Below are 22,761 nucleotides of genomic sequence, written 5' to 3' on the forward strand. Positions count from 1 at the left end.
CGCATACCAGTTTGCCTTGCCAGTCTCCCAGGAAGTTCCGGGAATGCTCGCCCGCCCGACTCGGAGCAAAGTCATAAACAACGGCTTTCAGGTCCGAGAAGGACGTGCTGCTATACGCCCAGACATAGGCTTTATGGGTTTTCTTCTTGCCCGGTGCCAACATACTCACCGGGGTTTCGTCGGCATGCAGAACCGGTTGCTGAAGGATCACTTCCCGCAAGGCATCGACCAGGGGCTGTAGCTGCACCCCACAAGTGCCGACCCACTCGGCCAGGGTGGAGCGTTCCAGATTTCCTCATTATCATAGTTATCTGCTCCCACATGCTCATATACAACCGACTCCCCACCAGGAAAGCTTACGGTCGTTTTGTCACGAGAGCTATTGACATCATAATCATATCGCCATACACCTCCCTCTGATATTCCACCTTGCGTTTTGAGGGTTCTGGTATCGACAACGATTGTGTCCCACCTAACGGTCGTAGAGTTCCGAAAATCATGGCGCTTATAGTCAAACTCTACTCTTGCATTGCCCGGAGTTTCATAAAACGTCATAGAGTAAAGGCCATCCCCGGACCTGTTATAACCATACTCCAATATTGCATCGTCGTGAGTAGCGTTATGCACTTTGGCTTGATCTAGAAAAAAGTAAGGTAAAGTCCCTTCGTCAGGATCCACCGGGGAATGGTCGTACTCTACATATGTCGTGCCATTAACCTTAACTGTTACCAATCTGGCACTGGTGGAGTTAACATCCTTATAATAAAAATCTACTGTATTAATTCTAGCTCCAGTGGAGTCATAGCTTTTTATGGACTTAATTAAATCGAAGTAGTTAAGGGCATCCTCACTCGGGATGGCGTATGGCTGGGCAACCTTGCCGTCAGGCGTACCTCCACCTGCTGCCCCATACTCTATAAGCAGATAATTCCCGTGCAAATCTTCAATTTTGTTTACGTAGTTGAAGTCCTTACCACCTATATTTTCAATACGATGCTCAGCGAAATACTTAGTTCCATCAGTACTACGAACCAAGTATCCGTCACTGGTACAATCCGCCACCCACAATGACTTGGAAATCATTTCGTGACCATAGCCACTGACTGCCGGTAGAAGCTCATGCTGAGAACCATCAGCCCCTTGAAATACACTATTGTGTCGGGCATAGCCATCGTTTTGACTGTTATTGCAAAAAGGTGTCTCATCGTTTGAGACAACCCGACCAAAATGCATTAACCAACCTATTCCTACTGTGGTTCGCTCACCTTCACTATTTGCATGGAAATAAGGCTTTGGAAGGGAGCGATACATCCTGCGGATAACGATGTCGAGACCTCCTTCTCCCGGTACAACCGCGTCCACTTGAGATAACTGAAAACCACCAGTAAAAGGGTCAATATGATCAACCGCTCCCATGGAGAGCTTTTCACGATTATTTTGGTACCCCATCTCCTCATAGTAAGGAGCCAACATATCCGAAGCACTGGCAGCCCCAGCCAAAATGCTAATAGCAGTCACGAAGACTATTTCCCTTACTTTCAATCTCTTCCGATCAAGCATCAAACTACTCCAGTAGATTTTGTCCATCCCCTCACACTCGTTCTCACAGGCCTAACGTATAGTGTTGACGCAGCGCATCAACACAACCTAGCCACCTAACTGACTAATGATTTGCACGGGAGGGGGGAAGAACCGGAGAAAACAAGGACAATTTGCCCTTGCATAACAGATTCTAAATTACAGAGAAGTCTAAGGATGAGATGTTATCGTTTCAAGTCAAATATACTCCGCCAAACCTAACCTTCTTCCTGACCGGGTTATATGATGCAAACGTTACTGGTAGCTTGTTCGACTCACCAGCAGCCCTAACCCCATCATCACCAAAGCCCCACCCAGACACTGCCCGATACGATGACCGGCTCGCCTTAACTGCGCCAATACCAAACGATGAGTGATACCGGCGGCCAACAGTGAGAACCATGCACCATGGGCGATGCAGATAATCAGCCCATACAACACCTGCATGGATACCGGCGTCGACTGACTGACCAGTTGAGTGAAGATGCTGACATAAAACAAGGTGGTTTTTGGATTGGTAACGTTGGTGATAAATCCTTGTCGGAAAAAGCTCCAGTGAGACATATTGAACTCCTGCCGCTCCCCCTGATCTGGCAACGTCATCCTGCTTGACCAGGTCTTCCACCCGACATAGATCAGGTAGGATGCACCGATCCATTTCACCAGGGTAAACACTTCCTGGGACGCTGCCATCAGCAGCGACAGGCCTGCCAAAGTGTAGGCAGTATGCACCCAGGTGGCAGCCGCTACTCCCAAGGCAGAAAGGACGCCGGCTTTTCGTGAGAAGAACAGACTATTGCGGGTGACCATCGCAAAGTCTGCCCCGGGGCTAATAGCCATGATGACAGCGATCAGACATACCTGAACCAGTTCCGACCAATACTGGACCAACATCATTGCTCTCCTTCTAATGTGGCAGCCGCACCTCCGACCCACAATCGTTCGATATCTCCATCATTGAATTCCAGCTCAACCTTTAGAAGACTTGGTGAGGCAGGATGCATCAGATGCCCCTGCTCTACCAGGACCTGCTGATCAGGACATTGCAGAAAATCATGCAGATAGATGGCGGCACACCCTGCTCCCATGCCTGTAGCGGATTCCTCATCAATACCATAACTGGGAGCAAACATTCGGGCACTCAACGTCCTGCCTGGAACCTGCGTTTCTCGACAAACCACATAGAACCCGATCAGATCCAGCTCAACACTAAGGTGACGAATCAGAGAATGATTCGGGGTCAGCTGCGCAAGCTCCTCACGGGTTTCCAGTATGATGACCAACCAGCCCACACCATTATTAATCAATGCAGGCGGCGCTGACCGGGTAAAACTGGTAAAGGGGATACCCAGTGCCTCAGAGACACCTGAATAATGCTCAGCCGGTAACTCTATGGAACTGACCTTTTTCTGTTCCAGATAGGCTTCATCACCTTCAATTCTGATATGGCGAATGCCATCAACGGTTTCCTTGGTGTAGTTTCCATTCTCCAGCAAGCCCTGCTGGGCCATCACAGAAAAAGCGGCCACCGTCGCATGACCGCAATGCGCAATACGCTTGTTCGGGGTAAAAAAGTCCAACTTCACTGTGGCAATATCAGACTTGGACACAAAGGCCACTTCCGAAAGACCCGCTTGCGAGGCAATTGCCTGCATTGCATTTTCATCCAGACTATCGGCATCCAATACCACTCCTGCGGGGTTTCCACCCTGCCCGTTCTCTACAAATGAATTAATAAGCCTGACAATTCCAGACATAATAGCCCTCTCTCGGTAAAATGATTCTCAAAACCACTGTTCAGAGCTATTATGGAGATCGCCCCCGAATTTCACGACTGAAAGTTTTTTCAGCAGCAGCCGAGCACATTGGCATCACACAGAGCGCCATCAGCCAACGTATCAAAAAACTGGACGAGCGCCTGGGATTTCCCGTACTGGTTCGAACCACCCGACAGTTGAACCTCACCCCTCAGGGAGAGCGACTGGTACAGGCTTACCGCAATGCGGAAGCAGAAGTCGATGGGGCGCTGTCAGAAATCAATAGCGAACAGGCTCAGGGTACGCTTCAAGTGGAGACATTTTCCACCTTTGGCATGTATTGGCTTCTCCCCAGATTGCCGGACTTTCATCAGAAACACCCGGACATTCGGGTATACCTCAATACCGAGGAAAGCATCAGAACACCTGGAGTTGGACAGGCCGACGTTATTATCCGTTTTGCCTCACAGGCACCTTCAGGATTTTTCAGCCAGCAATTGGGAAGCGAAGAGATCTTTCCTGTATGCAGCCCTCTCCTGCTGGAAAAAATGCCAGGCACCTCACCCGAGCAACTTCTGCAAAATTGCACACTGTTGAGTACCCGTAACGATGGGTCAGACAACTGCATGAAAAACTGGGATCAGTGGTCCTTGCTCACTGACACCCCAATCGGTAAAGATATCCTGTATTTCAGTCGTACAGAACTGGTACTGCAGGCGGCAATCGCGGGCCAGGGTATCGCACTGGGCCGAACATTGATTACGATGGATGCGATTGCTACCGGCAGCTTGATGGCTTTGCCTGTTAAGCGCTTTCAGGCCCCTTTCACCTACTTCTTCCTCACACCCTATGAAAGATCAGGCTGGACGAAAACCCGACTGTTCCGGGACTGGTTGCTGGAACAGTTTTCCCTACCAAAATAAGTGTTATCTGAGTGTTTTTGCCGAACACCCCGTTAGCATTCATCGAGGCGATTTTTTCCTCTGTATAACCACATTCACGTAAAACCTGTCTGGTGTGCTCCCCCAGTTCGGCACCCGTGTGCAGGGGGCTGTAGCGAACTCCGGAAAAGCGGATCGGGCTTGCCAGTTGTGCGTGGGGGTTTCCGTCACAATCCATCACTTCACAGATCATTCCCCGCTCTTCAAAGTGCGGGTGCCTCATACTTTCAGAGAGCGTCAACACTGGCTCAACACAAGCGTCCACATCTGCAAAGACCTGCTCCCAATGCACCAACGGCTGTTGTCGAAAAGCCTCTTTCAGAGCGGACTTTACCGCCAGACAATGCTGCGGATTCTGACTCAGCATCAGGGAACTAAGGTCATCGATTTCCAGTTTCTGACACAGCATTTTCACAAACTGCGGCTCCAGAGCGCCTACTGAGACGTATCGCCCATCAGCCGTCTCAAAGTAATCGTAGCCACCTGCGCCATTCAATGGAGAGTCTTCCGGCTCCGGATCTTTCCCAGTGGCCAGGTGAGCGGCCATTGCCATATGATTCATCGTAAAAGCAGCATCACACATGGAAACATCCAAATGAGTGCCATGCCCTGAGTTCATACGCTGTATCACCGCTGCCAGAATCCCCATGACTGCGTGATGAGATCCACCAGCCACATCTGCCATCTGAACCCCCAGAGCCGGAGGCCCTGAATTTCGCCGTCCGCTGTAGGAACTGATCCCAGCCAAAGCCAGATAATTAATGTCATGTCCGGCCCGATTCTTATACGGACCGGATTGCCCATAACCGGTAATCGAACAATAAATAACACCCGGATTCATTTGTTTCAGCTGCTCATAACCGAATCCCAGTTTATCCATCACGCCAGGTCGAAACTGCTCGACAACAATGTCATAGTCTTTTATCAAACTGGCAATGACTTCACGGGCTTCGGGATTTTTCAGATCCAGGGCAACAGAGCGCTTGGAGCGATTAAGATAAGCATGACCGGCAGAGACCTTTCCGATCATGGGCGGCACCACCCTGAGCAGATCGATACGACTAGGTGATTCCACTCTCAGCACTTCCGCCCCCATATCCGCCAGCATCATGGTGGCACACGGGCCAGGTAGCAGCGTGCTGAAATCCAGTATTTTAAGTCCGCTCAAGGGTGCCGTCATATGTTCTCCCGGGTATCAATGATTACAGGCGCCAGAAGTGTCATCTCAGCAACACAATTTATCAGGCAGCTCTTAGTGTCTCGGGCTGACGGCTTGCAGGCAATAGGAAAAATCACCAGAAGCATTGGCTATTTCGTTCCGGATCAACGTATTCTATGCCTAAAGTCCGGCAGAAGATCCGGAGCTGAGCATTCCTGGGATCTGCTGATGCTTCATATGACGCTCATGTAAAACCCGCAGGCCAGGGCCTCCTATGAAGCGCTAACACTCCCCTTAAAGAATCAACGTTTTAAAATGGATAAAATCACTGTTTCCAGTCATTTTGTAGAAGCCGCCGTCAGCGGCTCCATCAGGCAGGGAGTGGACCCTGCGCAATTACTCTCCCAGGCAGGGATTCCCCCCGAGGTCCTGCGCAACCCCAAAGCCAGAGTCTCTGCCGCACAATACACCAAACTGATTCAGGCAATCTGGGCAACACTGCAGGACGAATTCATGGGCTTTGCCAGCGTTCGCAGCAAACCCGGCACCTTTGCAACGATGAGTTTCCTGGTCATTCACTGCACCACACTGGAAAGCGTTCTGATCAGAGGCAACGCATTCTATTCACTATTTGAGAAACCATTGGGAATGCAACTGCAGAAGACTGATGAGCAGGCTTCAATGGTCATCACTTCGGAATCCGATCTGGACGATCCATGTCATTTTCTACAGGAGAGCTGGCTGGTCATCTGGCATCGGTTTTCCTGCTGGCTGACCGGCCAAAGAATTATCCTGGACGCCGCTTATTTCAATTACCCTGAACCGGATCATTCGGCAGATTACAAACACCTGTTCAACTGCCCTCTTCATTTTGACCAACCGGATACACGATTGGTCTTCAATAAGAAATATCTGCAGCTACCTGTCATACAGGATGAACCGGCACTGAAAGACTTTCTTAAATCCTCACCCGCGGATCTACTCGCCAAGCCTGATGACAGCCATACCTACACCGCGCGCATTCGTGCCATTCTAGGTAAAGACCTGAGCCAGCCATTACCGGACTTTGAATTCGTCGCTTCTCAGGTCAACATCAGTCCACAGACATTAAGAAGACGCCTGAAGGATGAAAATACGTCCTACCAGGAAATCAAAGACCATATGCGAAGGGATACAGCAATCCACTATTTGGGGCGCCATGACTTTTCGATTAACGAAATTGCCTTCAAGGTTGGCTTTACAGAGCCCAGCACCTTTCATCGGGCATTCAAAAAGTGGACAGGGCTGACACCGGGCGAATACAGAGAAACCTCTGCCAGAGAGCGCTGATCAGGTTTCGAGGGCAGATTTCCTGCTGCGCTTCTGGTCATACAGGCGATTGTCCGCCAGCTTTAATAACGCTCTGGCGGACGGTTCAGGTAATTGACTGGTGGACGCAGCCCCGATACTGACCTCAATCGAAACCAGCACCTCATGGACGATCAACGGGTGATCTTGCAGGAATTGCTGAATACGCTCAGCCATCAGCAATGCCCCTTGCTCATCTTGATTAGGCAGCAACACAACAAACTCGTCGCCGGCAAACCGGAATACCATATCTGTTTTCCGCAACAGCGTGTTCAGACAATTTGCCACATGCTTCAAATACTCGTCCCCTATGTCATGACCATAGGTATCGTTCACCAGTTTAAAATCATCACAGTCAATAAACGCCAACCCCAGGGGAAAACCATGACGGGCCACCCGGCTGAGCTCCCGCTCCAGAGTGTCTTCCATTTCACGCCGGTTCTTCAATTGTGTCAGCGGATCACGGGTTGCCAGAAAAGCCACTTTCTCTCTTGCCACAACGGCACTGAGACACAAAGACGCCTTAACGCTTAGCTGTCGCAGAAAAAAGCTTTCCTTATCTGCCCGATAACGGTCTTGAGTTGTGTCTGCCAGATTGAGGCTACCTGCAACCCGCCCTTCAAGCAGCAGCGGCAAAATGGCAATTGAGCGGATTCGGGTTCTAAGATCTGGCGGGGTCAACAGAAAAAAACGGGATAGCTGAGCATGATCCAGCAGAGGTTCCCGGCTACCCTTGGTGGCTTCAAGATACTCGACTGAGTTGACGACTACCCATTGCTTATCGAGCTCTTCTGAGTCCCGCAAAGCGTTGACCAATGGCCGGGTGTGGGCGTTTTCTATGATGGAATACCAACCAAAAGTTATGTTGAACCGGTCAGTCACCACTGCCAGTAAATGCTCAAGGAAGGTCTTCGTTTCAGCAATATTAAGAATCGCCACCTCTATATCAAAAAGGTTACGGGCGATTTCTTCATTTTTCTTGGCTCTTGCGATGAGCTCTTCTAGAGTCTGCTGTTGTTTCATCGAACCTGTCGTCAGATAGGAGCAGATTTTAAGTAGTAAGACTTAATAGTACTGTTTTTAAACAGAATGTCATCTTATCCGATTATTTTAGGGTTATTTTCCAATTAGGGTTGACGACTCTCGCTCCGATCCTTAGTATACGCCCCTCGTTGTCGCGGGGTGGAGCAGTCTGGTAGCTCGTCGGGCTCATAACCCGAAGGTCGTAGGTTCAAATCCTGCCCCCGCAACCAGCATTCTAAAGGCCTGATTTTTATCAGGCCTTTTTTATTTGTGTCGTTAGCAAACAGCGACATACAAAGGAAAGTCAGCGGTCGTAGCCGGATGGCTGGACCGCCTGCGAGGCCCGACCCATATCCCACTCCCATGATCGAACTTGGATGTTTTGGCAAACTTCTCGATCAGCCTCCCCCCGCAATCTATATAGCAGCACGGCAGTTTTCATCAATTTCTTGCCATGGAAGAACACCATGAAGCGTCTATTCGCATCGAATGTTCCAACTATTTTCCAATTAGACTTAAACCTTCAGCTCCCTTTATTTAACTTCTTCCTTTTCTTTACCGAATATTTTGGTTTTAGCAGAGCCAAACGCATGACTAACGGAATTCCAGGCCTGCTCCATACCGTCCTTAACGTCTTCCCAGGCGCCATCAGTTGCACTTTGCAACTCCTCGAATTTCTTCGCCGCCTCATCACGCTTGTCTTTAAGTGTTTTGACCTGGTTCTGATACTCCGCTTTCAATTCTGATGAGGCGGTTCGGGCTCTCTTCTCAAGTTCGTCGATATCCTTGTCCCATTGATCAAGCTTTGTCTTCATTTCTTCTATATACTTTTTACGAGCACTCATTTGCATTCTCCTTTCGTTTCTGGATTTGCCTTGATTCAGGCCGCCGTTGGTTTCTTGAATCCATCAAAGTCAACGAAACCATTTCATTGAGCACAGTGCGGGTACCACCGCATTCCTTCCTCCGAAGGATTATGCAGCCCCCCAACGGACTCAATCCTTAAGTTCTTTTACATTAACCTGATTAACGCCTCGCACACTCTCTGCCAGTTGAATGGCTAAAGCACGTTCGGCGCCATCGGCTAATTGGCCGCTCAACGTCACATTACCGTTTTTGGTGGTCACCGAAATAGCGCTGCTATTCACACTATTTGAGTATGTGAAAGTGGATTTCACTTTAGTAGTAATCCAGCTATCAGAAATTTGTTGGCTCGCTTTATCCATTGACCCCACAACCTTGTCCTTCATGGTAGGAGCCTCATCTGTGACTTTCAGTTGATTGTCCACTTCCGTGACCCCTCGAGTATTCATTGCCAGACGCCCTGCCATCTCTTTAGCCACAGGACTGCTGGCAGTACCCTGTAATGTCACTTTGCCTGACGCGGTATCCACATTAGTGCTCAATCCATCAGCATACTTGCTCCACATCAGTTTCGATTTGACCGCTGCAGTAACGGTGGCGTCTTCAACCACCTCAACAAAATTACGCTCCTTGGCTTTGGTGGATGCCACATAACTCACATCGACCTTGATTTTATTATCCACCTCCTTAATACCCTTGACCCCCAGGGCTATTTGCTCGGCCAGATCTTTGTTAACGTCTTCGTTGACCGTGCCGGTGATTGTCGCTTTACCGTTAATGACTTCCACTTGAATATCGTCGGCGCGTAAAAACGGACTCAGTGCGTAGGTTGTCGATATTTGAACTTCCCGGCGTACGTCAGCGACATCTCCAGGCGTTGCCGCAGCGCTTGCGGTGCTGTATTGCATTAATATCAGAGCTGTGGTTAAGGAAAAGATGGCGCTATTGATAGGGTTTTTCATATAACCTCCAAAGGCCTTTCCTGCTCGCACATTTGCTGAGCAGACAGTATGGCAATCATAGAAATTCATAGACTATCGTCTGCGCTATCGAACTGATTGCTGCGATAGCCGAATTAAAAAAGACCATTGACGCCTTGTTTCAGCAGAAGATTTATGGCCGTTCGCAAACAAGTCACGAATCCATGCAGATTTAGCATCGGGCGTCTTCTACATTCATGTTTTTCTTTGCATCTTCGCAGGCATCCTCCACCTTATTGCCCATATCAGTTGCCGCTTGGTCTATGCTCTTGCCAGCCTTTTCCAGCGGGCCGTCATTTGAGTCGCAGGCAGTGATGGTAAAAAGCATCACTGCGATAAATACCAAGTTTTTCAGGCTGACTGTGAAATTGTTCATCCAAGCTTCCTCTGGTTTGCTGATATCTAGTGGGGAAATTGACATCTCCAATATTCTCGATATTACGTTTTTGGTTCTTAAGATAGCGGTATGCCAAAATTGGTTTCCCTACCTCCATAAGTGCACCCGACCCCGATTAAGGTTTTATTGGTCGGGAGCAGCTCATAGCCCTGGAGCAGCTCATAGCACTTTACGTCCTTGGATCACCCGAACAAGAATCACGATGATCGCCAGAACCAGAAGCACATGGATAAAACCTCCCAGGCTCACGGAAGAAATCAAACCCAGCCCCCAAAGAACAAGTAATACGATTGCGATAGTTTCCAACATAATCAGTTCTCCAATGTTTGCCCGTGACACCCACTAGAAGCAGGCTTGGGTAGCAGCTCTTGATTAGAGGGCTTTCTTTAGAGTTCAGATTAAGGCTTTGAGCAGTAAGTGTCGGTTCGGTAACCAACATTCAGCTCATCAATTCGTATGAGCGGCGAAATGTCAGGGTCTGTTTCCTTACTCCCACATAACGTCCGTTTTTGAGGCTGCGGCGGCCGACAGAAGCCCCATGAGTGGCAATGCCCGATTTCGTAAGCTCACTACGGGCTCCTCGTCATTATCGTCATCATTTGCTGTCGGGGGCGCTAACAATGAGCTTTGTTCACTCTCAACCGCCTTGGATAGTCGAGCTAGGGCAGCAGGTACGTCGGCAGCTGAAATTGATCCTGGTACGGTACCGCTGTGCCCCATCACCCTCAGAAATGTCAGAGCGATACTTCCAAATAAAGTAACGTTGGAGTAGGAATCAGTTTTTGAAAGTTACCAGCATAGAGATCCCCTTCTTTTAATATCGACCCCACACCGGAAATCAACATGAGTGCCGAACCATACAGAAACCTTTCAAGCGATGCGTTATCAAACTTAAGGACAATATAGCGGCAGGCCGTCAGAGGACTCTGTCCGGTAACGCACATAAGGGAAATAAGGAGTCGTTAGGACATAGCCACCGGGGTACCTGTGACCAGTTTGGCAGGGTGCGCTAGCGTACAGATCTGTTTTGGAATACGTAGCAAACTAGGAAACGAAACTTCAACAGACCTTTATCCCAAAGTTACTGCCCAAAATATCATGGCTATTTACGATGCATGATCAGCAAACAAAACCAGGTGCCGCCCGATTGCCCGGGGAAATTGTTGATCGACTAATGAGTCCATTTATGCGTTTTTTGCGCATTGAGTCAGCCGTCGGGGCGATCCTTCTATCATTCACCGTTGCCGCGCTCGTTATATCCAACTCGCCTTGGGCCGAAATGTTCGAACACACCTGGGAGACCCCCATAGGCCTTCAGGTTGGCTCGTTTGAATTTGCCCGTTCACTGCGAGAGTGGATTAACGATGGCCTGATGACGCTGTTTTTCTTTCTGGTCGCATTAGAACTAAAACGGGAGTTGGTTCTTGGCGAGTTGAACAAACCACGCATGGCGGCACTGTCTATTGCTGCCGCCTTGGGCGGTATGATCGTACCCGCTGCGATATATATGGCCGTGCTCTCGGGGCAAGCCGGCCGGCAAGGCTGGGGGACAGTTATGGCAACTGATACAGCATTTGTGATCGGCTGCCTGGCATTGCTTGGCTCGCGCATACCTCAGAGCCTGCGCGTGTTTATGTTGTCCTTAGCGATTATCGACGATATCGGCGCCATTCTTGTCGTTGCCATCGGCTATAGCAGCGATATTGTCTGGTGGCCGTTGGCGGTGGCAGTGCTTGGCTTAGCCATTATACGAGGGATGGAAAAGCTCGGCATTCGCGGCTTTCTGCCATACATACTGGCGGGCGGGCTTGTCTGGCTTGCAGTAGATGCTTCAGGAATCCACGCCACGGTTACGGGTGTAATACTCGGCCTGATGACCCCGGCGCGCCGATGGGTCAGCGACGAGCGGCTGTATGCAATATTGAGTCAGGTTATTGCGCACCCAGCCAGCAGCGAAAGCAGCGGAAAAACGAAGGATAGAAAAACCTTGCAAACAGCCGAAATTGCCGCGCGTGAAACGCTGTCTCCAGTTGAGCGGCTGGAGATCGTGTTACACCCCTGGGTGGGGTTTGTCATCATGCCCCTGTTTGCATTTGCCAACGCAGGGCTGCCACTCAAGTTAAACGACCTCCACGGGACCCTATTAGAGGGTGGCTCGGTCTCCTTAGCGATTTTCTCTGGTTTCGTGCTTGGTAAGCCAATGGGTATTCTGTTGTTCAGCTGGCTGTCGATACATTTGCACATTGCCATTCGTCCGCCGGAGCTCACATGGAGGTTACTGGCCGGCGGTAGCTTGCTCGCCGGTATCGGTTTCACCATGGCGCTGTTTATCGCGAACATGGCTTTCAGTGAGAACCTGATTGACAGCGCCAAACTGGGAATTTTCCTCGCGTCTGTTGCTTCTGCCGTGGCGGGCCTCTCTTTTTTGATGTGGCTGCCTGCCCGCGGAAACACTCCATGACAAGTTTTTCCGACACAGGAGCACCTAAGCGCAGAACAGTCGCAAGCTTTCACGCATTCAGTACATTCTTTTCCTATCCCCCCTACACAACAACACTCTAAAGCCCCAACTTTTAACGGAGGTTTTTATAGATGCGCCAACATTCGGCGGCACCCATAACAGACCCAACCGGCACCACTCACTGCTACAATTCGATCAACTTAACTACCACCTTTTGTGCCTCAATGAGGCTTACTTTAGAAAAGGACTTGACGACACCGCTTTCGATCCTTAATATACGCCCCTCGTTGTCGCGGGGTGGAGCAGTCTGGTAGCTCGTCGGGCTCATAACCCGAAGGTCGTAGGTTCAAATCCTGCCCCCGCAACCAGCATTCTAAAGGCCTGATTTTTATCAGGCCTTTTTTATTTGTGCCGCTAACAAATGGCAGCACACGAAGGGAAGGCTGCGATCGCAGCCAGCCTGCCCCCCCAAATTTTCTCCCCACAATCAGCCCCGCCACCAATCTGCATGCACAGATCTATTTATCACCAGGATCACTGCTAAACTTACAGGACGACTCTGGAGCAATCTCATGAAGCTTCTATATTATTTGTTGCTGGCGAGTTTCGCTGTACAGACTCAGGCCAGCACTTATGACAAGGCGCCCCCCCTCCACCCCGATACACTTTGGAGCCACCCAACCCTCCAAATACGTACCCCTGACCAGGCAATATAATGAACACCCCACAAAACTGAAGGAACGCCCCACCACCAACTCCCTCAGCGAGAAAGCCCCCGCAAACCGGAGAAACAAAACAAAACTTTCCGACAATAAAACCGTCATTGAAATTGCAATTCTCCTTGCAAACCTGGAACAAGGTCGAGGATTCAAGCACCTTATCGATAGATTTGAAGAAACCCACCCCAACATCAAAGTACACACCAGGGTATACAACGACAAAGAATACAAAAGGAAGCTGAACGAATGGGTGTCAAAGGCTGATGGCCCAGATGTTTTTTACTGGCAGGCAGGCGAACGACTATTCGAACTTGCCCGACGCAACGCTATACAAAGCCTGAACCCGCTCTGGGAGAGCCACAACTGGGATCGCCTGTTTCCGGAAAACATCAAAAACCTGGTTCACTACAAAGACAACGTATACGCCCTCCCCTTCGCGTATTACCAATGGGGCTTTTACTACAAAAAATCCGTCTTTAAACGCCTGAACCTATCACCTCCAAACACCTGGAAGGACTTCCTTCGCGTCTCCCAAACCCTTTCAGAGAATCACATAACGCCACTCTCCATCGGCACAAAGAATGACTGGCCTGCCGCTGCATGGTTTGATTACCTGAATCTACGCACCAACGGCTTGACATTCTATCGATCACTACTGGCCGGAGAGATGCCATTTACCCACTCAAAAGTAAGAGATGCACTCAATCAATGGAAGCCTTTTATCGATAACGGATACTTCAACAAAGGCCAAGAGCAACTTACCTGGTCAGAAGCAATGCCTCTGTTATACAGAGAAATTGCCGGCATGACGCTGATAGGAAACTTTGTCGAAAAAAGCATCCCAACACACCTGATTGAGGACATCGGCTTCTTCCCCTTTCCCACTATAAATCAGCAGATTCCGGCCTATGAACTGATGCCGACGGAAGTATTTGCTTTTTCCCGCTGGAGCAGAAAAACAGATGAAGCCTACGCTTTACTGAACTATCTGTCAGAACCGGAAACCCAACTCTCACTTGCATCCGAACTCGGCTACATACCCGCCACCACCAAGGCACACGACCACATCTCCCCCCTATCACTTGAGGGCGTCAAACTACTCGATAAGTCCGCCGACATCATGCAGTACTTTGACCGAGATACTGACCAGAAATTCAGCAAAAGTGTTTTACCCTACCTATCCGGCTTTCTACTAGAACCAGATGTGGATAGCACCCTTAATGCTTTGGAGTCAAAGCGACTTGAACTACTGATCGCCCCCCCCTAAACCATGAAGCACCAATCAGAGAAAGTGCCAATCCCAAAAAGGACCGTATATCACGAAAGCGCTCCCAACACTTCAGCATAAGGAATAGCAACAAGACCTTCCACAAACCTGCCACCCACAACAACCTTAATGCAGGTTTATACCTATATCCTATGGACTATCTGGCGCCTACATTTTTAAAAAGGTTTCGCGAAATCTCAATCTGGTGATTTAGTCATTTGATCATGCGCTACTATCATATTGATACACGAGAGTAGTGACACATGAGCAGTTGAGAATAATAAGAACCGGACTAAATTGCCGTATATAGCATCGGCAAATTACTCCCAGCATCGAGCTAGAGGCACGGAAGTTCAGAGAACCTCCCGACCAAACAAGTGGAGTGACATTATGGATTTATTGGTTTTACTGCGCCGGATAGGGATATTAATATGGATGTCATTCATCAGCCTGTACGCAGGAGCAAAAGACCCTTCTCCGCCTACTGTAAGCTTTCTTCATTCAAACTGGCCCCCATTTGAGTATGTTGACAAACATGGCCAGACCACCGGATACACCATTGATATTCTGAATGCCCTACTGGAACTGGTCGACATTGATAGCACCATTCAGCTATTTCCCTGGAACAGAGCCTACAGAACAACACTGACCCGCCCGAACCACGCCGTTTTCACATTGGCCAGAACAAAAGAAAGGGAGCCTCTATTCTATTGGGTTGGCCCCATTGCCAGCCGGGAGATTTACCTATGGAAACTCAAATCCCGTGACGAAATCAATGTCAACTCTCTGGAAGACGTCAAAAATTACCGGGTCGGCACCGTTCGCGGTGAGGCAGGTGAAAAGCAACTACTCGACAACGGATTCAAGTACGATATAAATATTCACTCGGTAGACGACCAAAGCCGAAATTTTCTGCTACTTTTTAATAAGCGTATCGATTTTTTTTACGGCTTGGAACTGACCACCTTCTTTATCCTGAAAAAGGAAGGCTACGACCCGACACAAGTCGAAAAGACGGTGCTGCTAAGTGGTGGTCAGGAATACTATTTTGGATTTAATCGAGAGACACCTGAGCGGGTAGTCCGCCTGTTCCAGGATGCTCTGCAAACAATCAAGGACAACGGAACTTTTACTCGAATTCAACGGAAGTATGGAATCGCAAACCCCTGACAATCATCCCCAAAATGATCAGGGGGCTGTTATTGAAACAGCACAATCCTATCCGCTGCACCTTCTCATGGTGCCCTTCTTGTATTGAAGTTCTTGCCGTTTTCAATAGCGATGTAGACTGAACGGCGATTGAAAATGGACTTTATGGAACATGGAACCCGCGTGGTGTAGGAAGGAGATACCATGAATAACAATAACCATATCCAAACGGCAGTTATTCTGGCTGCAGGAACCGGCTCCAGACTTCAGCCATTGACTCAACAGGCTCCAAAGTGCCTGACTCCGGTAGGCAATCACACCATTCTTCAGCAACAACTTAATCATTTACGCTCCCACAGCATTCACCGCCTGGTCATGGTGATAGGCTATATGGGTGATCATATAAAACATTATATGGCAGACCAGGCTCCTGACTTCAGCGTTGAATGGATCGACAACCCTCAATATGCCTCCACCAACAACATCTATTCTCTCTGGCTCGCGCGAAGCGCCATTACCGAGCCGTTTCTACTACTGGAATCAGACCTCGTATTTGATGGTGAACAGCTCACCGAAATGCTGGAGCTTGACCGCATGGCCATATCCCCCAGACAAAACTGGATGAACGGCACTCACGTGGAAATTGATGCAGACAACAGTGTTATCCGCTTTATCCAGCCGCCTGAAGATATTCCGACGGACTGCTATAAAACCGTCAATATCTACAGCTTCTCTCAAACCTCATGGCAGAGGGCCCTGCAAAGCATCCATAAAATGGTGAAAGCCGGACAGCTCGATGCCTACTATGAAACAGCATTCGCACGCTTGGTCGCCAAAGGTCAACTCAAACTTCACGCCGTAAAGTTTGACCCGGACCGCTGGTATGAAATTGACACCTTGGATGATCTTCAAGCAGCCAAACAAAGAGTCAATTCCATGAAGGCAGCAGTCCAGGCTGGACACAGGGGATAACCAGTGCAAATCAACTCCGCCAGGGTCAGGCACTATTTTGACAAGGTCAGTACGTCGTTGATGGGTCCCTACATGATGGACGGTTTTGGCTTTCCGGAAAGTGCTGGAAAGTACCGCCTAAAAAAGGAGCAACAAATTGCCGACGCCCTGACCAGCAGCTTAAAGAGTTACGACCTCGCCCTGGATCTCGGAAGTGGCGTAGGCTACTGGTCGCAATGGCTGGCTCAGCGTTTCCGGCGGGTGGAATCCGTTGAAGCCAGCCAATCACTCTATCTGCAGCTAACCCAGCGCTGCCAGCCTCACCTGAACATCCATACCTATTACGGAGATGCCATCAACCACCAGCCCGGCAAAGCTGTGAATATGGCCTTTCTGGGCGGATTGCTTATGTATCTGGGAGACGACGACTGCCTCACCCTGCTGAACCGGCTACACAAAAACCTTTCTCCGGAAGGAGTCGTACTTTGCCGGGAGTCCACCGTCCGCCATCAGACTCAACAGAAACAAGGCGAGTACCCGGTAATTTACAGAACCATCGGACACTACGAGGAACTCTTCGCCAGGGCCGGCTTCGAGATCTCTCAGATACAACTGAATACCGCCTATGAGTTGATGCAGATCGGCTGTGAAACCATCAAATACTGGAAATCATGCACCTCACCAAAGAGGCAAATGCTGCCACTGATTGGAGGGCTCGTCTACTGGGGACTAAGACTCTCCAGCGGATGGCTGCCAGGAATGATACGCAAATCCCAAAGAGATTTCCCTGTACTACAGAATCACTTTTTCCTACTCAGACTGAAACCAACCGCGAGAATCAGGCCCTAATGTCACCACCCAGCAGCCACGCAACCAACCGCAACAATTTACAGCAGCTCGGATACAGAAATACAGCCAACCTTATTTCCCTGCTGGGAATTTCCCCCCTTCTTTTATTATTACTCCCAGAAGGACTAAATTGGCTACCTTGGGTCATTGTCCTGAACAATATTGCCGACGACCTTGACGGCCTCGCCGCCGGTTGGATGAACATACGCAGCCAGTTCGGTGCTCACCTCGACAATGTCTGCGATGCAATTGTCCATGGCGGCATCACCCTGATCCTCGCCTCACACCTCGACCTCTTCGGCATGCTGGCCGGCTACCTGGCAGCATGTTCCGTGGTCATCCGATCCACCCGCCGCCTGATCCCCGACGCAGCCCCCGGAGGCTCACCCACAAATGACTTGATGCGACACTCCCTGGTCGCCTGGCTGGTCGCCGAGCAGGGCTGGGCACCGCTTGATATCATCCTGCCTGGAGTATTTTTGCTTCACGCCGTCAGCATGCAGATCAGCACACCAATGCCCTGGCTGATCAGGAGCCTGACCCGCACCCCCGCCCAGGTAATTTTCCTGAATATTTGCCTCTGCCTTCTGATTATTTTTCCGACTTCCTGGCCGGTTGCCTGCGCCGCATTCACCTTATTCACCCCCTATCTGGCATCACTCACAAAAGGCTTGGTTCAGCTTTCTTTTGTACAAAACAATCACTCTCATCAGTCCGATCATTAACTGTCAGACTTGTAGGCCAAACACTTATAAAAGGGCTACACTATATAATCGGAAAATCGCATTCACTTCTGGGGTGTAATGACACTTCACTAGACATTCATGTTACCCTCTGCGGCATTGTCAGTCGCTTATGTAGAATATCACTACACTGCGCTCCCACCGCTTTGCACAGAGCAGAAAGAGACTCCTGCATGAGTGCCAAATGAAATGTTTGCCCACCCGGGCTCCATCAAAAGTTATGCAATAAAACAGGGAATATGTGCTGTGACGATATTGAGGATGCTTGCATTTCTTGCACTAACGATCTCCCATTCATGGGCGCTCGCCGACTGTCCTCGCCCATTATCCATGGGCTGGGAATCTTGGGAGCCCTATATGTACCGTGACCAGGAAGGCATGCTTACCGGTCTCGACATTGAAGTGATCCAGCAGGTCGCCAGAGAAATCAACTGCCGGGTTGAATTTATCGAAACCCCTTTCAAGCGCCACTTGATTGAACTGAAAAAAGGCAACATTGATCTTGCCAGCTCCACACAATACAAGGATGATCGAGCCGAATACGCCAGATTCACCATCCCCTATCGAACGTCAAGATACAGCCTGATTGTGCGCCGGGGCGAGCTGGACAAATATCCTTTTGAGACCTTCGACGAATTTAAGAACAGCGGTATTCGCCTGGGTATCACTCGGGGGTATCTTTATGGCGACAGAATGGCCAGCGTAATAGCAAAGTCTTCCGGCAACCTGGATATCGAAGACGTTGTCGCGGAATCCATCAACCTCAGGAAGTTAATGGTCAACCGAATTGATGCTTTTCTGGCAGACCCGGTAGTGATCCAGAAAGTTGCCGAGGAAGATGAAAACACCGACTCCTTTGCTGTTCACCCTCTCCACATCCATTCAACCACCTTTCACTTTATCTCCAGTCGTCAGTCTGTCCCAAAAGATTTGGCAGACAAGATCAACAACGCCCTGATAAAACTGGACAATGATGGGTGGATTGAAAAGCTGACCCTAAAATACCACCGAATTGATGAGTAAAAGCCAACGAAACTTCTTCTGAAATTGAGGGACATCAACTTCTTTAGGTATTCTCACCAATGACAAATCCTGACAATACCGTCAAAATATACCCCGCCTAAATCATACAAGAATAGAGAATCGACAATGATACCAAGCTTAGATATTTCCCGGCTCGAGTCCGATACCGAGGGCTTTCTGAAAGACTTTTCTGCCGCCTACAAAACCTGGGGGTTTGCCGGTATTACGCATCATGGCATCGATGCAGAGCTGATCAGAAAATCACTCAAAGTCACGGAGTCTCTCTTTGCCCTGCCCGAAGAAGTAAAATTGAAATACTTTATGGACAACGGAGGCACTCGCGGATACACACCATTTGGCACAGAAATCGCCAAGGACGCGGAACACGTTGACCTGAAAGAATTCTGGCACGTTGGCCGGGAAGTCCAGGGCGAACCACCCTACCCTCAGTTGCAACCGAATGTTTGGCCGGAAGAAATTCCTGACTTCAAGCCTACCATGCAAGCCCTCTACAAAGCCCTCGACAAACTGGGCCACCGAATGCTGTCGGCATTTGCCTTAGCACTGGGGGAACAACAGGACTTTTTAGATGACAAGGTCAATTTCGGCAACAGCATTATCCGTCCACTGCATTACCCACCACTACCAGAAGGTGAAACTGCCAGCGTACGTGCAGCCGCTCACGAAGACATCAACCTGATCACTCTTCTGGTCGGTTCAGAACAGGCGGGGCTGGAAGTTCTCAACAAATCCAACGAATGGGTCCCCATCACCATGATTCCGGGAACCATTGTCTGCAATGTGGGAGACATGCTGCAGAGGCTGACCAACCACGTATTCCCTTCAACCACTCATCGGGTGGTGAATCCAGAGGGAGATGCAGCCAGACACAGTCGTTATTCCATCCCGTTCTTCCTGCATCCCAATCCAGATGTCTCACTGGATGCACTACCGCAATGCGTCACAGAAGAAAACCCAAAACGCTACCCACCCATCAGCTCCCATGAATACCTACTGGAACGACTGCGTGAAATCGGCTTAACCAAGTAGAGCCAAACAAAGCAGACATAACCACCAATATAACTTACTCAGGATTCCGGATATATTTCCGGAATCCTTCCCGCCCTTAAACTTTTCACCACCTCCCCACCTTGTAGGCACATCTTTGTTTTATCGGGAAAAGCTTTCGTTTTCTCACTTTTTATTTCATTTGTTTTCTTTTTTTTTACTTTTTAGTTCCTTTTTCCTATGCTACTTTCGTTTAAGGGTCAAATTACATAGTCCCGATATTCAAGAGATATTGGATATATTTGCTGAATTTTGAGGCAATTCGCTTAAAAAGAATAAGTGACCCGTACGTTTCAGGCACATAGGTCGACTACCAAGTCGGCTTCTAAGCCCACAAAAACAAACATAAAACGAACGCGGTATATGAAAAAATGAAAATTCTCACAACAGGTTTTACGATATCTGTCTCCGCCATCTGCCTTTCCGCATCTCTTTCGCTAACGTCCCACACTACCCTGGCTGCCTATTCAGACAAGATCAGTGCCGAACAGCGAGCCATCATTGAACGCTGGGTCGACACGGAGTTTAAGGACTCATCCATTAGCCGGGAACAACAGATCGAAGAACTCAGCTGGTTTGCCACTGTTGCCAAACCCTATCAGGGACTGGAACTCAAGGTTCTGTCCGAGACGATCAAGACCCACGAATATGAGTCCCAGATTTTGGCCAAAGCCTTTGCAGAGATAACAGGCATTAAGGTCGATCACGAGCTTCAACCTGAAGGCACAGTTATTGAACGGCTCTGGATACAATTTATTTCCGATCAGCATCGTTATGACGCTTTTATCAATGACTCTGACAATATCGGCACCCACTCACGCTCAGGCAAAATTCTGGCATTGAGCGATTACATGCAAAATGAAGGCAAGGACGTCACCCTGCCGACGCTGGATACTGATGACTTCATCGGCATGAGCTTTGTTACCGGACTGGACGGCAAGGTATACCAACTACCTGACCAGCAGTTCGCCAACCTTTACTGGTTCCGCTATGACTGGTTTCAGCGGCCCGAATTGAGAAAAAAGTTCAAACAAATCTATGGTTATGAACTGGGCGTCCCGGTTAACTGGTCTGCGTATGAAGATATTGCCGACTTTTTTACCAATAGGGTCAAAGAACTGGACGGCAAGCGAGTTTATGGCCACATGGATTACGGCAAGCGCGATCCATCCCTTGGGTGGCGATTCACTGACGCCTGGTTTTCCATGGCCGGATCAGGCGACCCTGGATTTCCTAACGGTAAACCTGTCGACGAATGGGGAATCCGTATCGATGGCTGCCACCCGGTTGGTTCCAGTGTCGCCAGAGGCGGTGCTACCAATAGCCCTGCGTCAGTCTATGCATTGGAAAAATACGTGAGATGGCTAAAGGACTATGCACCACCGGAAGCCATTCATATGAATTTCTCCGAAGCAGGGTCCGTGCCGGCCCAGGGACAGATTGCGCAACAGATTTTTTGGTATACCGCCTTTACCGCAGATATGACCAAGCCCGGATTACCAGTGGTCAATGAGGATGGCACCCCCAAATGGCGGATGGCTCCCTCCCCTCATGGCGCTTACTGGAAGGAAGGAATGAAACTGGGTTATCAGGACGCAGGTGCCTGGACGATTCCCAAGAACATGACCCAGACCCGACAGAATGCCACTTGGCTCTATGCCCAATTCACCGTGGCGAAAACGGTCTCGTTACGCAAAACACTGGTCGGCCTTACCCCGATCAGGGAATCAGATCTTAGATCGGAAGCGATGCAACGAGTGGCCCCAAAACTCGGCGGACTGGTGGAATTCTATCTAAGCCCGGCCCGCAAGGCCTGGACTCCAACCGGAGTAAATGTTCCGGATTATCCCAAACTTTCCAAATACTGGTGGCAAACCATTGCGAGCGCAGTTACCGGCGAAAAATCAGCCAAAGCGGCACTGGATCATCTGGCAGAAAAGCAGGACCGGGCCATGGCAGTCATCCAGCGCAAGGCAGAATTACACACCTGTGCCCCGATGATCAAAGATGCCAGCCAAGTAGAAGGGGAACAGTACTGGCTCCAGCAACCTGGCGCTCCAAAACCCAAACTCAATAACGAAAAACCTCAGGGAATCACCGTTCCTTACGACAAACTTCTACAGGCCTGGAAGCAGGGTCGTGTGATGTAGTTCAACCCCGACCGGTTATCGGCCAGCCATACAACGAAAACAGCCCAGTAAATAACCGCAATGCTGTTCACTTAAGTGTTTGAGTTAGCGCAGGGCTTAATAGAAAATCCAATGATGGAAACATCATCGGATTTTTTATGGATTTTCAGCAAGACCTGCTCGACCTCAGCGACCTCTTTAACTTCTCAGACCTCAGCTCATTTACTCAAAACATCCCCGTCGAATGGGTTGAATCTGCACTGCGTTTGAGTGCCTCCGCGACGATTAGAAGGCGCCGACTACCATCAGACCAAGTACTTTGGCTTGTCTTGGGGATGGCAATGTTTCGGGATGAA

The 22,761-nt window shown here is 49.4% G+C and carries 22 protein-coding genes, 2 tRNA genes and 1 pseudogene; 14 read left to right on the forward strand and 11 right to left on the reverse strand.

The features are described 5' to 3' along the window. The 4 genes and pseudogenes from F566_RS0102625 to F566_RS0102640 all read right to left on the reverse strand — a co-directional run. A pseudogene (locus F566_RS0102625) lies at positions 1-289 on the reverse strand (IS66 family transposase); the annotation flags it as partial. Further along, positions 208-1,587 (reverse strand): DUF6531 domain-containing protein, encoded by a 1,380-nt coding sequence (locus tag F566_RS0102630; protein ID WP_342662522.1) that lies wholly within the window; start codon positions 1,585-1,587, stop codon positions 208-210. The gene F566_RS0102630 and the pseudogene F566_RS0102625, both read right to left, overlap by 82 nt. A 246-nt stretch (positions 1,588-1,833) precedes the next feature. Further along, positions 1,834-2,475, reverse strand: a complete 642-nt coding sequence (locus F566_RS0102635; RefSeq protein ID WP_033415695.1) for a LysE family translocator — start codon at positions 2,473-2,475, stop codon at positions 1,834-1,836. Then, complete coding sequence (locus tag F566_RS0102640; RefSeq protein ID WP_020405426.1) at positions 2,472-3,335, reverse strand: PhzF family phenazine biosynthesis protein; 864 nt, start codon at positions 3,333-3,335, stop codon at positions 2,472-2,474. The genes F566_RS0102635 and F566_RS0102640 overlap by 4 nt, the downstream gene beginning before the upstream one ends. A 20-nt stretch (positions 3,336-3,355) precedes the next feature. On the opposite strand from F566_RS0102640, the gene F566_RS0102645 reads away from it, so the two are divergent. Next, entirely contained in the window at positions 3,356-4,258 is a 903-nt protein-coding gene (locus F566_RS0102645) for a LysR substrate-binding domain-containing protein (protein ID WP_020405427.1), read from the forward strand. Here F566_RS0102645 and F566_RS0102650 read toward each other — a convergent pair. After that, positions 4,176-5,456 (reverse strand): CaiB/BaiF CoA transferase family protein, encoded by a 1,281-nt coding sequence (locus F566_RS0102650; protein WP_020405428.1) that lies wholly within the window; start codon positions 5,454-5,456, stop codon positions 4,176-4,178. The genes F566_RS0102645 and F566_RS0102650 overlap by 83 nt on opposite strands. Positions 5,457-5,750: 294 nt before the next feature. Between F566_RS0102650 and F566_RS0102660 the strand changes: the two genes are divergently transcribed. Then, on the forward strand, positions 5,751-6,764 hold the full coding sequence (locus F566_RS0102660) for an AraC family transcriptional regulator (protein ID WP_020405430.1): 1,014 nt from the start codon (positions 5,751-5,753) through the stop codon (positions 6,762-6,764). On the opposite strand, the gene F566_RS0102665 is transcribed toward F566_RS0102660, so the two are convergent. After that, positions 6,765-7,805, reverse strand: coding sequence for a GGDEF domain-containing protein (locus tag F566_RS0102665; RefSeq protein ID WP_020405431.1), 1,041 nt, complete (start codon positions 7,803-7,805; stop codon positions 6,765-6,767). 153 nt (positions 7,806-7,958) lie between these two features. Between F566_RS0102665 and F566_RS0102670 the strand changes: the two genes are divergently transcribed. Beyond that, positions 7,959-8,035, forward strand: a tRNA-Met gene (locus F566_RS0102670). A gap of 303 nt (positions 8,036-8,338) precedes the next feature. Here F566_RS0102670 and F566_RS0102680 read toward each other — a convergent pair. From F566_RS0102680 to F566_RS38125, 5 genes are all read right to left on the reverse strand, one after another. Beyond that, positions 8,339-8,650, reverse strand: a complete 312-nt coding sequence (locus F566_RS0102680; protein ID WP_020405432.1) for a sll1863 family stress response protein — start codon at positions 8,648-8,650, stop codon at positions 8,339-8,341. 150 nt (positions 8,651-8,800) lie between these two features. Beyond that, positions 8,801-9,631 carry a BON domain-containing protein gene (locus F566_RS0102685; RefSeq protein WP_020405433.1) on the reverse strand — a complete coding sequence of 277 codons (831 nt, stop codon included), beginning with the start codon at positions 9,629-9,631 and terminating at the stop codon, positions 8,801-8,803. Between the two features lie 190 nt (positions 9,632-9,821). Next, entirely contained in the window at positions 9,822-10,025 is a 204-nt protein-coding gene (locus tag F566_RS0102690) for a hypothetical protein (RefSeq protein WP_051085252.1), read from the reverse strand. 180 nt (positions 10,026-10,205) lie between these two features. After that, entirely contained in the window at positions 10,206-10,355 is a 150-nt protein-coding gene (locus F566_RS36710) for a lmo0937 family membrane protein (protein ID WP_020405435.1), read from the reverse strand. Positions 10,356-10,532: 177 nt separating this feature from the next. Further along, on the reverse strand, positions 10,533-10,769 hold the full coding sequence (locus F566_RS38125) for a DUF1840 domain-containing protein (protein ID WP_425402005.1): 237 nt from the start codon (positions 10,767-10,769) through the stop codon (positions 10,533-10,535). Between the two features lie 388 nt (positions 10,770-11,157). Between F566_RS38125 and nhaA the strand changes: the two genes are divergently transcribed. The 11 genes from nhaA to F566_RS36130 all read left to right on the forward strand — a co-directional run. Then, the gene (gene nhaA / locus F566_RS0102705; RefSeq protein WP_020405438.1) at positions 11,158-12,507 is read left to right on the forward strand and encodes a Na+/H+ antiporter NhaA; all 1,350 of its coding nucleotides are present in this window, start codon (positions 11,158-11,160) and stop codon (positions 12,505-12,507) included. 291 nt (positions 12,508-12,798) lie between these two features. Next, positions 12,799-12,875: transfer RNA gene (locus tag F566_RS0102710), tRNA-Met, on the forward strand. A gap of 265 nt (positions 12,876-13,140) precedes the next feature. Next, positions 13,141-14,493, forward strand: a complete 1,353-nt coding sequence (locus tag F566_RS31705) for an ABC transporter substrate-binding protein (RefSeq protein WP_020405439.1) — start codon at positions 13,141-13,143, stop codon at positions 14,491-14,493. 390 nt (positions 14,494-14,883) lie between these two features. Continuing rightward, positions 14,884-15,663: a substrate-binding periplasmic protein gene (locus F566_RS0102720; RefSeq protein WP_020405440.1), complete on the forward strand. Its 780-nt coding sequence runs from the start codon at positions 14,884-14,886 to the stop codon at positions 15,661-15,663. A gap of 183 nt (positions 15,664-15,846) precedes the next feature. Then, positions 15,847-16,614 carry a phosphocholine cytidylyltransferase family protein gene (locus F566_RS31710; protein ID WP_020405441.1) on the forward strand — a complete coding sequence of 256 codons (768 nt, stop codon included), beginning with the start codon at positions 15,847-15,849 and terminating at the stop codon, positions 16,612-16,614. Positions 16,615-16,617: 3 nt separating this feature from the next. Beyond that, positions 16,618-17,442 carry a class I SAM-dependent methyltransferase gene (locus F566_RS0102730; protein WP_020405442.1) on the forward strand — a complete coding sequence of 275 codons (825 nt, stop codon included), beginning with the start codon at positions 16,618-16,620 and terminating at the stop codon, positions 17,440-17,442. Then, the gene (locus F566_RS0102735) at positions 17,442-18,167 is read left to right on the forward strand and encodes a CDP-alcohol phosphatidyltransferase family protein (RefSeq protein ID WP_020405443.1); all 726 of its coding nucleotides are present in this window, start codon (positions 17,442-17,444) and stop codon (positions 18,165-18,167) included. Before F566_RS0102730 ends, F566_RS0102735 begins: the two co-directional genes overlap by 1 nt. A gap of 348 nt (positions 18,168-18,515) precedes the next feature. Then, the gene (locus tag F566_RS0102740) at positions 18,516-19,208 is read left to right on the forward strand and encodes a substrate-binding periplasmic protein (RefSeq protein ID WP_281169096.1); all 693 of its coding nucleotides are present in this window, start codon (positions 18,516-18,518) and stop codon (positions 19,206-19,208) included. 126 nt (positions 19,209-19,334) lie between these two features. Next, the gene (locus F566_RS0102745; RefSeq protein ID WP_020405445.1) at positions 19,335-20,258 is read left to right on the forward strand and encodes an isopenicillin N synthase family dioxygenase; all 924 of its coding nucleotides are present in this window, start codon (positions 19,335-19,337) and stop codon (positions 20,256-20,258) included. Between the two features lie 389 nt (positions 20,259-20,647). Further along, positions 20,648-22,426: an ABC transporter substrate-binding protein gene (locus tag F566_RS0102750; RefSeq protein ID WP_020405446.1), complete on the forward strand. Its 1,779-nt coding sequence runs from the start codon at positions 20,648-20,650 to the stop codon at positions 22,424-22,426. A 137-nt stretch (positions 22,427-22,563) separates the two neighbouring features. Beyond that, positions 22,564-22,761: transposase domain-containing protein (locus F566_RS36130; RefSeq protein ID WP_020405160.1), on the forward strand; the 198-nt coding region annotated here is incomplete at its 3' end.

The organism is Hahella ganghwensis DSM 17046, from assembly GCF_000376785.1.
GTDB lineage: Bacteria > Pseudomonadota > Gammaproteobacteria > Pseudomonadales > Oleiphilaceae > Hahella > Hahella ganghwensis.

Bases quoted from the DNA above. Each gene is read 5' to 3' on its own strand.
- F566_RS0102630 (WP_342662522.1), bottom strand. From the start codon at position 1,587: ATGGACAAAATCTACTGGAGTAGTTTGATGCTTGATCGGAAGAGATTG.
- F566_RS0102635 (WP_033415695.1), bottom strand. From the start codon at position 2,475: ATGATGTTGGTCCAGTATTGGTCGGAACTGGTTCAGGTATGTCTGATC.
- F566_RS0102640 (WP_020405426.1), bottom strand. From the start codon at position 3,335: ATGTCTGGAATTGTCAGGCTTATTAATTCATTTGTAGAGAACGGGCAG.
- F566_RS0102645 (WP_020405427.1), top strand. From the start codon at position 3,356: ATGATTCTCAAAACCACTGTTCAGAGCTATTATGGAGATCGCCCCCGA.
- F566_RS0102650 (WP_020405428.1), bottom strand. From the start codon at position 5,456: ATGACGGCACCCTTGAGCGGACTTAAAATACTGGATTTCAGCACGCTG.
- F566_RS0102660 (WP_020405430.1), top strand. From the start codon at position 5,751: ATGGATAAAATCACTGTTTCCAGTCATTTTGTAGAAGCCGCCGTCAGC.
- F566_RS0102665 (WP_020405431.1), bottom strand. From the start codon at position 7,805: ATGAAACAACAGCAGACTCTAGAAGAGCTCATCGCAAGAGCCAAGAAA.
- F566_RS0102680 (WP_020405432.1), bottom strand. From the start codon at position 8,650: ATGAGTGCTCGTAAAAAGTATATAGAAGAAATGAAGACAAAGCTTGAT.
- F566_RS0102685 (WP_020405433.1), bottom strand. From the start codon at position 9,631: ATGAAAAACCCTATCAATAGCGCCATCTTTTCCTTAACCACAGCTCTG.
- F566_RS0102690 (WP_051085252.1), bottom strand. From the start codon at position 10,025: ATGAACAATTTCACAGTCAGCCTGAAAAACTTGGTATTTATCGCAGTG.
- F566_RS36710 (WP_020405435.1), bottom strand. From the start codon at position 10,355: ATGTTGGAAACTATCGCAATCGTATTACTTGTTCTTTGGGGGCTGGGT.
- nhaA (WP_020405438.1), top strand. From the start codon at position 11,158: ATGCATGATCAGCAAACAAAACCAGGTGCCGCCCGATTGCCCGGGGAA.
- F566_RS31705 (WP_020405439.1), top strand. From the start codon at position 13,141: ATGACAAGGCGCCCCCCCTCCACCCCGATACACTTTGGAGCCACCCAA.
- F566_RS0102720 (WP_020405440.1), top strand. From the start codon at position 14,884: ATGGATTTATTGGTTTTACTGCGCCGGATAGGGATATTAATATGGATG.
- F566_RS31710 (WP_020405441.1), top strand. From the start codon at position 15,847: ATGAATAACAATAACCATATCCAAACGGCAGTTATTCTGGCTGCAGGA.
- F566_RS0102735 (WP_020405443.1), top strand. From the start codon at position 17,442: ATGTCACCACCCAGCAGCCACGCAACCAACCGCAACAATTTACAGCAG.
- F566_RS0102740 (WP_281169096.1), top strand. From the start codon at position 18,516: ATGGGCTGGGAATCTTGGGAGCCCTATATGTACCGTGACCAGGAAGGC.
- F566_RS0102745 (WP_020405445.1), top strand. From the start codon at position 19,335: ATGATACCAAGCTTAGATATTTCCCGGCTCGAGTCCGATACCGAGGGC.
- F566_RS0102750 (WP_020405446.1), top strand. From the start codon at position 20,648: ATGAAAATTCTCACAACAGGTTTTACGATATCTGTCTCCGCCATCTGC.